The sequence below is a fragment of the Lysobacter sp. P5_B9 genome, from assembly GCF_054049835.1.
Genome location: NZ_JBFULP010000006.1, coordinates 16,782 through 30,226 on the forward strand (window position 1 = coordinate 16,782; position 13,445 = coordinate 30,226).

Annotated in this window: 13 protein-coding genes and 1 other RNA gene; all 14 read right to left on the minus strand. The window is 63.2% G+C overall.

What is annotated here, in order from left to right; genetic code table 11:
* Positions 1-61 precede the first annotated feature (61 nt).
* The 14 genes from ACXJJ9_RS12730 to ACXJJ9_RS12795 all read right to left on the minus strand — a co-directional run bounded on the left by ACXJJ9_RS12730 (position 62) and on the right by ACXJJ9_RS12795 (position 13,443).
* Positions 62-772 carry an SDR family NAD(P)-dependent oxidoreductase gene (locus tag ACXJJ9_RS12730; protein WP_457097531.1) on the minus strand — a complete coding sequence of 237 codons (711 nt, stop codon included), beginning with the start codon at positions 770-772 and terminating at the stop codon, positions 62-64.
* A gap of 409 nt (positions 773-1,181) precedes the next feature.
* Positions 1,182-1,490 (minus strand): HGGxSTG domain-containing protein, encoded by a 309-nt coding sequence (locus ACXJJ9_RS12735; protein WP_457097532.1) that lies wholly within the window; start codon positions 1,488-1,490, stop codon positions 1,182-1,184.
* The gene (gene dnaB / locus ACXJJ9_RS12740) at positions 1,487-2,911 is read right to left on the minus strand and encodes a replicative DNA helicase (protein WP_457097533.1); all 1,425 of its coding nucleotides are present in this window, start codon (positions 2,909-2,911) and stop codon (positions 1,487-1,489) included. Before dnaB ends, ACXJJ9_RS12735 begins: the two co-directional genes overlap by 4 nt.
* A gap of 38 nt (positions 2,912-2,949) precedes the next feature.
* Positions 2,950-3,855 carry a hypothetical protein gene (locus ACXJJ9_RS12745; RefSeq protein ID WP_457097534.1) on the minus strand — a complete coding sequence of 302 codons (906 nt, stop codon included), beginning with the start codon at positions 3,853-3,855 and terminating at the stop codon, positions 2,950-2,952.
* Positions 3,852-4,226 (minus strand): CHC2 zinc finger domain-containing protein, encoded by a 375-nt coding sequence (locus ACXJJ9_RS12750; protein WP_457097535.1) that lies wholly within the window; start codon positions 4,224-4,226, stop codon positions 3,852-3,854. Before ACXJJ9_RS12750 ends, ACXJJ9_RS12745 begins: the two co-directional genes overlap by 4 nt.
* A 103-nt stretch (positions 4,227-4,329) precedes the next feature.
* The gene (locus ACXJJ9_RS12755; RefSeq protein WP_457097536.1) at positions 4,330-4,539 is read right to left on the minus strand and encodes a helix-turn-helix transcriptional regulator; all 210 of its coding nucleotides are present in this window, start codon (positions 4,537-4,539) and stop codon (positions 4,330-4,332) included.
* A gap of 155 nt (positions 4,540-4,694) precedes the next feature.
* Positions 4,695-5,381: a hypothetical protein gene (locus ACXJJ9_RS12760; RefSeq protein ID WP_457097537.1), complete on the minus strand. Its 687-nt coding sequence runs from the start codon at positions 5,379-5,381 to the stop codon at positions 4,695-4,697.
* A gap of 160 nt (positions 5,382-5,541) precedes the next feature.
* Positions 5,542-6,771: a tyrosine-type recombinase/integrase gene (locus ACXJJ9_RS12765; RefSeq protein ID WP_457097538.1), complete on the minus strand. Its 1,230-nt coding sequence runs from the start codon at positions 6,769-6,771 to the stop codon at positions 5,542-5,544.
* Positions 6,772-6,947: 176 nt separating this feature from the next.
* Positions 6,948-7,301: a transfer-messenger RNA gene (gene ssrA / locus ACXJJ9_RS12770) on the minus strand.
* Between the two features lie 182 nt (positions 7,302-7,483).
* Positions 7,484-8,197, minus strand: a complete 714-nt coding sequence (locus ACXJJ9_RS12775; protein WP_457097539.1) for an OmpA family protein — start codon at positions 8,195-8,197, stop codon at positions 7,484-7,486.
* A gap of 133 nt (positions 8,198-8,330) precedes the next feature.
* The gene (locus tag ACXJJ9_RS12780; protein WP_457097540.1) at positions 8,331-9,896 is read right to left on the minus strand and encodes a WS/DGAT/MGAT family O-acyltransferase; all 1,566 of its coding nucleotides are present in this window, start codon (positions 9,894-9,896) and stop codon (positions 8,331-8,333) included.
* 86 nt (positions 9,897-9,982) lie between these two features.
* Positions 9,983-11,569: a S8 family serine peptidase gene (locus ACXJJ9_RS12785; RefSeq protein ID WP_457097541.1), complete on the minus strand. Its 1,587-nt coding sequence runs from the start codon at positions 11,567-11,569 to the stop codon at positions 9,983-9,985.
* A 224-nt stretch (positions 11,570-11,793) separates the two neighbouring features.
* Positions 11,794-12,918, minus strand: a complete 1,125-nt coding sequence (alr, locus tag ACXJJ9_RS12790) for an alanine racemase (RefSeq protein WP_457097542.1) — start codon at positions 12,916-12,918, stop codon at positions 11,794-11,796.
* Between the two features lie 144 nt (positions 12,919-13,062).
* On the minus strand, positions 13,063-13,443 hold the full coding sequence (locus ACXJJ9_RS12795) for a glycine zipper 2TM domain-containing protein (RefSeq protein ID WP_457097543.1): 381 nt from the start codon (positions 13,441-13,443) through the stop codon (positions 13,063-13,065).
* Positions 13,444-13,445: the final 2 nt, after the last annotated feature.

Here is a 13,445-nt window from a genome sequence, read left to right on the forward strand (position 1 = left end):
TGCTGACCGCCTGATGGATTGAGAAACGTCGGGCCGGGATCCGGCCCGACATTGGTGGATGTCAGTGGCCAGCGCTGGAGCCGCCGTCGACGTGGAGGATTTCGCCCGTCACGAAGCCAGCGGACTCGAGGTACAGCACGGCCTGGACGACGTCGTCGACTTCGCCGATGCGACGCACCGGAGCCAGGCCGGCGAGCGCCGCGTGCTTCTCGGGCGCATGCATCGGCGTTTTGATGATGCCGGGCGAGACGGCGTTCGCGCGGATGCCGCGCTTGGCGTATTCGATGGCCAGCGACTTCGTGGCGGCGTTGAGCCCGCCCTTGGTCAGCGAGGTCAGCACCGACGGCACGCCGTCGATCGGGTGGTCGACCAGGCTGGTCGAGATGGTGACCACATGGCCGCTGCCCTGCTTCTCCATCTCCGCGACGGCGGCCTGGGTGATGTTGAAGAAACCGGTCAGGTTGACGCCGATCTGGGCCGCGTAGTCTTCGGCGGTGAAAGCGGTGAATGGCTTGAGCATGAAGATGCCGGCGTTATTCACCAAGGTGTCGATGCGACCAAACTTGGCCACGCCTTCGCGGACGAGGCGCTCGGCCACGACACCATCGGCAATGTCGCCGGCAACCGTCAGGATGTCGGGATCGTTGGACGGCTTGATCGAACGCGAGTTGGCGATGACGCGGTAACCGCGATCGCGGAACGCCTTGACGAGGCCGGCACCGATACCCTGGGATGCGCCGGTGACGATGGCGACTTTGCTTGCAATGCTCATTACGATTTACTCAAAGATTGTGGGGAAAGCCGGTAGGGCGCCGATGGTCGGCGCTTCCGACAGCCACTAATCTAGGAGCGCAACAGGGGTTTGCGAATCCACGCACTTCGGCAGACATTCTTCCACCCAGCGATGCAATCAAGGGATTGCTGGGACGTCTACGTACTCGGTATTGCCGCGGGAATGATGCGCCACAGCATGCAAGCACACGCGCAGCCGGAAGCAGTCCGAAGCCGTTGCTCCGGCTTCGGGTTGCTCGCCTCAGTGGCCGCTACCGGCCAGAAGCGGACATCCGCGACCTCGCCCTTAGCGATGCTGCGTGTCGTTGCATCGGAAAACAAACCGGAAGCGCGCGTATCACCCGATCGGGTGGTGCCGCCCATTGCGGCGCTCTCATGAGACGCTGCACCTACGCCCCGCTTTCAACAATGGGCTCTCGCGCACGAACGGACGACAAGAGGTTCTTGGCTACTTTGGCCTTTCCCTCGGCTGTCTTGGGCCCGGTGCTCGCTCCGCCGTGCCACTTGCAGCGATTTCGCCCTGGAAGCCGCTTCGCCCGGCACGATGTTCCGGCGCGTGTTCTGGCCCCGCACCCCTCTAGAACAGGAGTGTTTCGGCGTTTCGGCACTGTTTGGTGTGCGTTTATGAAGGCTTCTCCTCTACCAAAGTCATTCGCGCGCGCGCGTGAGTGTTTCACCGTGACAGCGAACACCCTCATCCACCGCGGCGTCCGAAGCCGCGACGCGGTGGTGTGTTCGATGGGACAAAAGCCGGGCACCAGTCGGACCTCAAATCGTCGAACCGGCACACGTTCAGGCGCGTGGCAACACGAACGGTCTCGCTCGGGCCGTTACGCTGCAAAGCAACGTTCACCTCGGCGGTGCCTTTGTCGGGACTGTTCTGGTCATAGACGTCGTCGCGGTAAATGAAGATCACTGCGTCCGCATCCTGTTCAATAGCACCAGAATCGCGAAGATCCGACGGAATCGGGCGCTTGTCAGAACGCTCCTCTACCTTTCGACTGAGTTGGGACAGGACGATGATCGGAATGTCCAGTTCAACCGCGAATAGTTTCAGCTTTCGACTGACCTCAGTGATGCCTTGGTTCTTGTTCTCGGCGCCGGCTGTATCCAGGAGTTGCAGGTAGTCCACAACCACCAAGCCGAGCGGCTGCTTGGCATGAATCCGGCGGGCCTGGGCCACCAGGCTTTCCACGCGGACGTTACGCGGCTGCGACATGCGGATCGGCGCGTCACGCAGTTTGCGGATCGCTTCCGTCACGCGGGTCCAATCCTCGTCCTCGAGCTGGCCGGTGCGATAGCGCTCGTTGTCCACCAGGGCAAGGCTGCAGGTCATGCGCCCTGCGAGTTCTTTCCTAGGCATCTCGAAGGTAAAAAAAGCGACCTGCTTTCGCTCCTGCAATGCGACGTGCTCGGCAATGTTCTGGGCGAGAGTGCTTTTGCCCATCTTTGGGCGGGCAGCAATGACGTACATGCGGCCGCCGCCTAGCCCGTTTAGGACCCGGTCGACCTCCGCCAGTCCCGTCGACAGTCCATCCAGCGCGCCCTGCAGGTGATAGCGACGCTCCAGGTCCCGATACATCTCGGTCAGGACCGTGCCCATCCCTTCCAGTTCGCACGGCTCGGTCTGTAGCAGGCTGCCTACTGCGGTCTGCGCTTCACCAATGATCTCAATCGCGTCACGCCCGTCTTGGTTGAAAGCATCGCTCACCATCTGGGTGCCGATGTGGATCAATTGCCGCAACCTCGCCTTGTCGCGAACGATTTCTGCATAGGCACGGACGTTCGCCGCGCTCGGTGTCGTGGTCGCGAGTTCGAGCAGGTACGCGCCGCCCGCCACCTGTTCGATAAGGTTATTCGATTCGAACCACTCCCCTACCGTCACGGCGTCGATGGGCCAGCCCTTCTCGACCAGCTCCTTGATTGCGCCCCAGATCATCTGATGATCCCTGCGGTAGAAACTGTCCGAAACCAGCAGATCTGAGACTTCGCTCCAAACGTCCGGAGAGAGCATCAAGCCTCCCAGAACAGCTTGCTCCGCATCGATGGACTGAGGTGGTACGCGAAGGCGCTCTGTCGGCGAACAGACGTCCGGAGCAAGTCCAAGCGTTTTCTGCATGCGCTGGCGTCCGGTACTACTCAATGTGTCCGCGCGCCTCACGACGGCGTCTCCGCTGTCGCGCGGTCGTACAACTTCAGCATGGTCGCCGGGCGGGTCAAGAACTCAAAGTCAGGGGACCAGTTCTCGTGGCCTTTGCCACCACGCTGCCGGCCAGAGTGGAAGTCGTCGGCGTGCGCGACGGCCCAGTAGTCGGCCCAGAACTCGCCGACGACGCCATCGGCCTGGTAGTCCTCTGCACAGATCTGGCGGGCCACCGCGATGCACCGTTGCACCTGCCGCTGCCGACTCTCGCGTCCGACCTTCGCGCTTACCGTCGCCAACGCGCCGCCGTGCGGCTTGACCAACTTCGAGGCGTTGAACGCCTCGATGGCATCGTCGGTCACCGCGGCAAGGCGTTGCCCCCGCTCCTGCCGCTTGACACTCGGCTCGGCGTCATTCGGCGCCGCCGATGACGAAGGCTGTTTCTCTGCTTCCTGCTCTTGCTCCTGCTCTTGGCTTCGGAGGGGCTTTGAAGGGGATTCTGGCAGGGTAGCAAGGTTAAAGACCACGGCATATCGGTCATGGAACGCCTGAACCAATGCCCCCTTTGGGAGCTTCGCAATTTCGTTCTCCACGCCCTTGCACCGTTTGTCGTCAGGTTTGAGCGCCTCGGCAATCTGGTACTTGGCCATCGCGTGCACGAACACGCATTCAGACTTTTGGTCATAGGCGCAGAATCCCGCTTCAATCGCGCTCGCCAGCCCCTTAGAGGCCCCTTCAATGCCCAGGCCTGTGTCGTGCGCCAAATAGATCAGGGGCAAGTAGTACAGACCAATCATGTTGGCGTGCGGGCTCGTCATAAGGTACAAGGCAACGACCAAGGCCTCGTGACCAGCCGCGATCAGCTTCTTTCCTGTTTCTCCAGTCCAGAACTTTCCCGAGACCTTGCCGTAGTCCCTCATGAACCCTCCGGCCCGCAAAAGTCGCTCCCTAGCTGCTGACGCAATGCCGCAACCTGGGCGAGCCGTTCGGCGGCCGTAGTGCGCGCTGTGCTCTGGCGGGCGAAGGCCATCAGGTCGCGGATGGCAACTGGGAACGGCACGTTGCCACGTTTCATGACGAAGGCGATCATGTCACCGCGTGCATCGCAAACCGGGCAGTGCCATGTTCCGCGCTGCCCGACCATGTCGACTTGGAGCATCGGCTCGTTATCGGCATGAAACGGGCAGATGCCCACGCCTTGGCCATTTGTCTTGCTAGTGCCAAGCCCCTTGATCGTTGCGCGGTAATAGCACTCCGGAAGCGGCAGCCGATCGCGCCAGTTGGACGGCAAACGACTCCAGGTACGATTTGCTCGCGTTCTCAGCGCCCTATTGTCTCCACCGCCTCGGGCTGGCCGGGTCTGGGCGGTTTTGCTTTGGTTTCTCATGGCGGCCTCACTGGCCAGCCACGGCCGGAGCCGCTGACTCGATAAGTCGGCGGATGTCCTCGACGCGCCAGGCAGTAACACCCGGGCTGAGCTTCACCGGCTTTGGATAATTTCCCTCCGCCACGCCAGCGAGGAAGGTAGATCGCGCAACAGGAATGATCGCGGGAATGCCGGCCTTCTTGTCGCCGATGATCTGGCGCAAGCGCAGGAAGCCCACGGAAGGGAGTGGGACAGAAGAACTCACATCAACCACCTTCGGCCGACTCCGGCCTGTATCGAAAGTGGCCTAAAGGTGCTTCGCTATTGGAAAAATTGAACGGGACAATGTCGGACCAATTTTCTACAACATTGCCCCGTATCGCTACGGGAGTACTACCTGATCATCAGCTTCCGGACGCTGTTTTCCGTAAATTCAGTCGCGTACCAAGCATTCGCCGCAATCGCAACAGCGCGATACTGGGACGTCCCAAAATCACGTTCCATTGCCACGACTAGATCCCTACAGAACCTCACTTCAGCGGCTCGCTTTCCGACCTTGCCACCGTAAAGGTCACACTCCAGCCGGTTCGCAGCTCGCTCCGCAGCGGCCCGAACAAGCGCCGACACCTGCAGCTTTGGCTCGCGGCCGGCCTCACAATGACGCTGGTTCGGCTCGCTCATGTCTTCGAAGAACCGCCAGGTCGCATCAAATCGCTTTGGCTGTCGCACCACGTGTGAGTCGAGGCCATTGACCTTGAGGAGCGTTTCGAACTGTGAGGCAAGCTTGCGAATATGGTTCGCTGTGGTTCGCCGCCGTCGCATAGGTATCTTGGTAAAGGGCGCGGCCTCAGCAGCCAACGTTGCCGTTCTGAGAAACCCAAGAACCCAAAGGTCATCGCCAACGTTGTCGCGCGCCCTTTCTGCGCGCTCGATGGATCTCCACATGAGGCGCAAGTCATGGTTCCTTTCTGCCGGCAGGATCAGCTTCTTGGCCGCTTCGACAAGCTCTGGCGTCGCCTGAATTCGGGCAGCGCGTTCGATTACTTGTCGCGGCAAAGCCTTTAGTAACCGGTTTGTCACCGCTGCTCCGCCAGTTCGCCACCCACGCGGCAGGACTGCCGAATCACCGGCAGCACTGGGAAAGGCACAACAGCCGCTACACCTCGATCATCCATGCTCGTTCCCCTAGTGAACGGTTGTGGAAGGCGCCGGCTGTTGCTGCAGTCGGTTCCGACGATGTTTACCGGCTAGTACCGGATGCTGTGCGCTTTATGGGGACGATTTTGCCGATGTCCGCCTTTTGCGCGTCCAAGTAGTCCGCCCAGGCCTGCATCATCTTTAGCCGTTCGGCAAGGTGCGCCGTGCGGTTGTACGCACGCCCGTTCGGATCGCGGACGGCATGCGCGAGCTGGTGCTCGATATAGTCGGGGCGGAAGTGCAACACTTCGTCGAGGATCGTACGAGCCATTGCCCTGAATCCATGGCCGCTCATCTCGCCCTTTTCAAAGCCCATGCGCCTCAGGGCAGAGAGCACCGCGTTATTGCTCATGGGGCGCTTCGAGCTTCGCGCGCTGGGGAAGACATATCGTCCCTGCCCTGTCAGAGCATTCAACTCCGTCAGAACGGCAACGGCTTGGGTCGACAGCGGCACCAGGTGTGGCGCACGCGTTTTCATCTTCTCGGCGGGAATGTTCCATTCGGCCGCATCCAAGTCGAACTCGGTCCACTCGGCCTGCCGCAGCTCACCGGGGCGAACGAACACCAGCGGTGCCAGTCGCAACGCGCTCTTCGTGATGAACGATCCGGCGTAGGAATCGATCGCGCGCATCAGTCCCCCAACCGCCTTGGGGTCGGTGATGGCGGCATGGTGCTTTTCAGGCGGCGCTGGCAACGCACCGCGCAGGCTCGACACCGGATCCCGCTCGGCCCGGCCAGTGGCGACGGCGTAACGCATGACCTGCCCGCAGTTCTGAAGGAGCCGATGGGCAGATTCGATCGCCCCGCGATCCTCCACACGCCTGACTACCCTGAGGAAGTCTGGCGCCTTCAGATCGGCCACAGCGCGCGCACCAATCCATGGGAAGACGTCGTTGTCGAACCAGGCAGTGACCTTGGCGGAGTACTCCGGAACCCACGTCCGCTTGCCCAGCCATTCCCGTGCAACGACCTCGAAGCTGTTGGCAGCGCGATCGACCATGGCGGCCTTTGTGGCCTTCCTATGACCACCCGGGTCCACGCCGGCCGCGAGCAGCTTGCGAGCGTCGTCGCGTTTCTGGCGCGCGTCCGCGAGCCCTGTATCGGGGTAGACGCCCATGCTCAACGTCTTGCGCTTGCCGAGGTGCCGGAAATCCCAGCGCCACCAGCGGGAGCCGTTTGGGTTCAGCAGCAGATAGAGACCGCCGCCGTCGGTCATCTTGATCGGCTTTTCGCCGGGCTTGGCTTTGCGTATTCCGGTATCGCTCAGCGCCATGACGGTAGCCTCGTGACGGTAACAGCCAGCCCCAGAACCGGCTTACCGTCAAAGCTACCGGCATCTATGGTCGTATTGCAACGGGCGAAGTCGGACAGCACTGGACAAGAAAAAGGCCGAAATCCTTGTTTTTAATCAGGATTCCGGCCTTTATCGGACCTTCTCGTACTGCAATATGGTGGAGGTGGGGGGAATTGAACCCCCGTCCGAAGGCACTCCATCCCCGGCACTACATGCTTAGCTCACCGTTGGATCTCGCCCCCGGACAGCACGGTGCGCGAAGCGCATCCGGGGGCCAGCCTGCTTTGGGTTAACCGGAAGCTGACAGGCAGCCACTTCCAGCGATTCCGCGATGATGACCCTACGCTGCTAGCACGGACACAGGCAGTTTCGGGGCTTACGCCTTAAGCGGCGAGAGCGTAGTTGTCGTCGTTGGCAACTAGAGTTTTGCAGCTGGATTTACGAGGAAAGCTACCCCCTCGGCATGCGCCAAGCGACTTTGCGACCCCCGTCGAAGCCAGTGCACCCCCGGGGACAGTCAAAAACGCTGACCTGTCCAGTATAGGGGCGCATGGGCCGATCTCAAGCTTTGTTTCGGCGTTGCCCGAAGGGCTGCACAGGCGGAATCCACCGTGCGGATCCGCCGCTCCGGACCTGGTTGGCAGGACGTGCACGGGGCGGTTTCCCGCCCCGCTCGACACGACTGAGTGAATCAGCCCTGCACGGGGACCAGGGTGATTTCCACGCGACGGTTCTGCGCGCGGCCCTCTTCGGTAGCGTTGCTCGCGATCGGGTGCAACTCGCCCGCGCCCACGGTCATGAGTCGTTGCTGCATCACGCCATGGCTCTGCAGGTAAGCCGCAACCGAGTTGGCACGGCGCACCGACAGTTGCTCGTTGTACGCGTCGCTACCGACGTTGTCGGTATGGCCCGCCACCTCGACCACGGTCTGGTTGTACTCGTTGAGGGTACGCGCGACGTCATCCAGGACAGGATAGAACTGCGACTGCAGGTTCGCATCATTGAAGGCGAACGTGACATTGCCCGGCATGCTCAGGGTGATGTTGTCGCCCTGGCGCACCACACCCACGCCGGTACCGGCCATGCGTTCGCGCAGCTCGCGTTCCTGCCGGTCCTGGTAGTTGCCAATCGCTCCGCCCGCAAGGGCGCCCACGCCGGCACCGACCATTGCGTGCTGGCGACGTTCGGTGGCATCGCTGCCGCTGAGCAGGCCAGCCGCCACGCCCACGGCGGCGCCAATCAGCGCGCCTTTCTTGGTCTTGCTCATTCCGGCCTGCTGGCCGGTCGGTTGCGGCTGCTGGCTCTGTTGCGGCGGCGGGTTGCTGCCGTAATAGCCGCCCTGCGTTGTGCAGGCGGCGAGCAGCGCGGTGAGTACGCCGGCGGCAACCAGATTACGTGTATTCATTCCTTTCTCCTAAGGGGGCATGCGGCGGCGCCACCATTGCATTGCTCGCCTGAACAGGGCTGAACGCCAATCACGGTCGCGTATCCGTCCACTAAGGACGTGCCTTGCCTCAACAGCGCATGCATCGTGAGCGTCAGCCAGCTGTCACGACCCTGGATACGTGCGGTGCGTCATTCGGCATCAGTGCGTCGGCCGCAGGACCATCGAGCCGCTCATCCCAATTGCTCATCAGCGAGAGGTACAGCAGCTTCTCGAATTCGGCACCGAAGCGCTGTATCACGTGCTCTGGGTCGGGGATCAGCTTCGCATCTGCGATCAAGCCGAAATGCACGCGCCCGTTGTAGCTGAGGATCGAAATACCCACGCCCACGGAACCGGTCTGGGGCACCCAGAACATCATCTCGCGTAGTGCGCAGCTGGCCAGGTAGAGCGTCTGCGGCGGGCCAGGCACGTTGGTCGCGACCACGGTTGCCTTCCGGCTGAAGAGATCCAGCGCCAAGCTCTGTACCGCGGTTGGAGCCATGCCAAGCGCCGCAAGAAGTCCAAATGAAACAATTGCTTGCCGTGATGTTTTAAGGTTATTCATGCACTCGGCAACCCGCTCGACCCGGCGGATCGGGTTGTCTTCGCCCACGGGCAGTTCTAGGAAGACCAGGCCGAAGTGGTTGCCCAGCTTCTTGGCGTGTTCGAGCGGACGCAGGTTCACTGGAACGGTGGCGCGCAACGTCATGCCGTCGACGTTGTCGCCGCGTTCGATCATGTACTGGCGCAACGCCCCCGCGGCCGTCGCCATCAACACGTCGTTGACCGTGCATTCGCAGGCGCGGCCGACGGCTTTGACCTCCTCCAGGTCCAGCGGTTCGGCCCACGCGACCCGCTTGCTTACGCCGAGCTTGCCGCGCAGGAGCGAGGGCGGATCGTCCGGCAGCGTCACGGCATGCAGCAGCTCGCGACCGATCTCTCCCCCCTCCTTCGCCAGCACGGCGGCAAGCGTGGGGTGCCGGTACATCTCCATGCCCTTCTCGACCATCTTGGTACCGAACTTCATGTAGCGCTCGGCCGCGCCAACGCGCCGGGCGACATGCGCGCCATCCTGTTTCAGCCACGCCTGCTGAAGGTCGCTGCCCTTGACGGGCTCACGCGTGGTGTCGGTGAGTGAAAGCAGGACCTGCACGAGGGCGATGCCGTCCGCATAGCTGTGATGGATGCGGGCAATCAGGACCGAGCCGCCGTCGTACTTCTCCACCAGGTGGAACTGCCAGAGCGGCCGGCCTGTATCCAGCGGCGTGGACGCCAATTGGCTGACGAACCGTTCGAGTGCGCGCTTGCCACCGCGACCCGGCAATGCAGTGAGTTGCACGTGCCAGTCCAGATCGAGGTCATTGTCCGTCTGCCAGAACGCGCCCGCCGCCGTGTCCACGGCCTTCTGGCGGAAGCGGCGATACGCCAGCCAGCGCTGCCGGATGACCTGGCGCAGATCGGTGATCGACATCGCTTCGGCGAACATCAGCACGCCGGTGATCATCATCGGGTTGGTGGGCTGCTCCATGCGCAACCAGGCAGTGTCGACCTTGGCCATGGGTTCACGCCGCGTGGCGCGGATGCGCTTCGCACGTGCCTTGACGGTCCCCTTGTGTGGTCGAGCGCTGGCCATGCCGGTTCTCCATTCACCTCGGGCGAGTGAATCACGCAGGCGCAAACAGCGTCAACGCGCTCCGGGAGCGGAAAAGCGGAAAGAAGAAGCCCGGCGCGCGGGCCGGGCTTCTTCGTCCAGGGTCCTATCTCTCACTGGCCCTGCAGTTCTTCCAGCGCCGCCTTCGCCTGCACCAGGCCCCAACCGAAACTGGTGTCGTAACCGGATGCCCCCAGGTCCTGCGCGGTCGCGTCCAGCGCTGCGCGCACCTGCCGATTGGTCCACGACGGATTCGCGCTCCAGATCAACGCCGCCACGCCGGACACGTGCGGCGTCGCCATCGACGTGCCGCTCATGAAGGCGTAACCGTTGTAGTTCAGCGGCAGACGGGTATCGACGGTCGTCGTCTGGCCGACATGCGCCTGCAACGCCACCCCGCTGGCCTGGGCGATGCCCACGACCGGGATCGGCGGGATGATCGACAGGTCGGTGCCGAGGGTACCGTTGAGGGCGCCCGGCACGTTGTTGTAGATCACCACCGCGGCGCCGCCGCCGGCGAACACGTTGCCGGCCTTGACAGCAAACGTCGCGGCGCCGCGCTGGCACAACACCACCCGTCCCTGCCAACTCGTATCGCCGGCCGGCAACGGCGTGTTGCACAGTCCGCCATCGACCAGCAGCGCGCTGGCGCCACCAACGAAGCTGTTGGTCATCGGAATCGCCGGAAATGAGTCGGCTCCCGACGTGACAGGCTCGGGGGGGCCCAGCGGATAGGTGCTCAGTACCGCCACGCCAGGCGCGGCGATTTCGGTCTGGTCGTTCTTCGCCGAGAAGCCCGCCAGGGCCTTGTTGCTGTCGATGGCGGCCACCGAGACGACGCTGTCATAGGCCGCCGGATACGAATAGGCATCGATCGGCGTGGTCGGCACGCCCTGGTTGCCTGCGGCGGCGATACTCAGCACACCGCGTTTTTCGAGCGCCCGGAACACCATCTCCTCGCCTTGGCTTCGCTCGGCCCCGCCCAGGCTCATGCTGATCACCTTGGCGCCCGCGTCCGCGCAACGGTTGGCCGCATCGATCAATTGCGAAGAGAAGGACCAGGTGCAGCTGGTCTGCACGTCGTTGCCGAACACCTTCACGATGAACAACGAGACCTTGCCCGGGCTGACGCCGACCACGCCGAGATCGTTCTGCGCGGCAGCGATGGTCCCGGCGACGTGCGTCCCGTGGCCGCAGTTGTCGAAGAACCACTTGTCCTTCGGGAAGCCGCCGACGATGTCGACCCCCCGGAAGTCTTCGTGTCCCGCATTGATGCCCGAGTCGATCACGCAGACCCGCATGCCCTGGCCGGTTGGCGCACCTGGGTCGAGCACGTCGTTGTGGTCGGAATCCCACACATCGCGCGCCTGCACCATGTCGATGCCGTAAGGGATGGTCTGCGCCGCCGGGCGCCGGATGCGATCCGGCTCGACGAGCTCCACGTTCGGGTTGTTGCGAAGCCCCTTGAGCGCCTGCGCCGGCACCGTCGCCGCGATCAGGTCGTCGCTGTCGAAGTTGTAGTGGACCTTCGCATTGCCGCGTTTGAGTTCGCCCTGTACGGCGGCCTTGGCGCCTTTCTTGAACTTGATCAGCACGCGCTCCGGCGGCGGCGCTGCGGTGGAAGTGGAGGTGATGGCCGCGGCACCGAAGACCAGCACCAGGCCTGCGCCCAGCGCGCTTACAAGCGACTTCTGCTTCATTTGACACCCCTTTGATTGGACCCCAATGGAGATACGCTCAAAGCCACGGGAGGCCGGCCGCAAGCGTCGTGCCAGCATCAACAAGGGGTGTGAGTTTCGTGTCGCGATGACAAATCACATCACGAATACGACCTAACTATTTGAATCAAAGAAGATGGCCGCGGCGGCCACGCCCCTTTCCACGGTTTGAGGTAACGCCGACTCCTGCGGCGCCCACGCGGGAGTCAGGTGCCGCGGTACTCGCGCGGAATGCGGTCGTTGAGGCCCACCAGGATCTCGTAGGGGATCACACCGGCCTGCTGCGCCAGCGCTTCGACGGTGAGGGCGTCGTCGCCCTGCGAACCGATCAGCACGACTTCGTCTTCGTTCCAGGCGCTGTCCTGGTCGATGTCGACCATGAACTGGTCCATGCACACGCGCCCGACGATGGGATAGCGGTGGCCACGGATCAGCACTTCGCCTCGGGAAGACAAGGCTCTTGGGTAGCCGTCGCCGTAACCGATGGGAATGGTCACCACGCGAGTGTCGCGCTCAGGAGCCCACATCGCCCCATAGCTGACCGTATTCCCGGCCTTGACCACCTTGAAGTAGACCACCTGGGAGGCCAGCGACATGACGGGCCTGACATCGACGCTGCGTCGCGAGGCCGGGTCGGGTTGCACGCCATACAACAGGATGCCTGGCCGGACCATGTCCAGCCACGTTGCCGGGAAATGCAGCACGCCACCGGAATTGGCCAGGTGGCGCAGCGGCATCGGCGCCCCGGCGCGCTCGATATGCGCGCAGGCTTCGAGGAATCTCTCCAACTGCTGCCCGGTCATCGGCGACTGCGGATCGTCGGCACAGGCCAAGTGCGAATAGATGCCTTTGAGGATGCACCAGTTGGAAGCTACCGCAGCCTCGATGAAGGGGCGGGCCGAATAGCTGTGCACGCCGATGCGTTCCATCCCGGTGTCGACCTTCAGGTGGATCACGGCCTTGCGGCCGAGCGCCTGCGCGGCGGCCTCTACCTGCCGAAGCTTGTCCAGCGAGGAAACGGTGATTTCCAGGTCGTGGAGGATGAACTGAGCCACCTGGCGGCCAAAGATCCCGCCGAGCACCAGGATGGGCACGGTGACGCCGGCCTGGCGCAACGCGATGCCCTCCTCGACGAATGCCACGCCCAGTTGCTCCACGCCCTGGGCTTGCAGGTGCAGCGCCACCGACACCAGACCGTGACCGTAGGCGTTGGCCTTGACGATGCCCATCACCGGCACGCCGACATGCGCGCGAATGCTGCGGAGGTTGGACGCCAGATGGTCGAGATGGACCACGATGCGAGTCGGACGCTCGCTGGCGGCAGGAGGCATGCCTGGAATCTGGTGCACTTCGTTCCCGGAAGTGGGGTTCGCAGGGCCATTCTAAGGCCCGCGCCCGCCTACGCGCGCATCCACGCGGGAAACGAAACGGGCCGGCGAATCGCCGGCCCGCACTGCCACCAAGACGAGAAGACATTACGGATCGCAGCGACGCTCGGTCACCGTCTCGGTCTTGTTCTGCTGGTTTTCCTGGATCTTGCGACCGGCATAGGCGCCGCCGGCGGCACCTGCCACGGTCGCGATCGTCTTGCCGCTGCCACCGCCGACCTGGTTGCCGAGCAGGCCACCGGCCACGGCGCCGAGCGCGGTGCCGGCGACCTTGTGGGTGTCCTTGACCTCCTTCGGCTTCTCCACCTGCACGTCGTAGCAGTGCGGTGTCTTGGTGCTGGAGCTCTTGGTCGAGGTGCTCTTGGTCGACGTCGACTTGGTGCCGGACGTCTGCCCGCCCGCGTAGGCCGTGCCAGCGAGCGAGACCGCCACCGCGATGGCGATGAGGAAGGGAGTGCGGGCGCGCATGG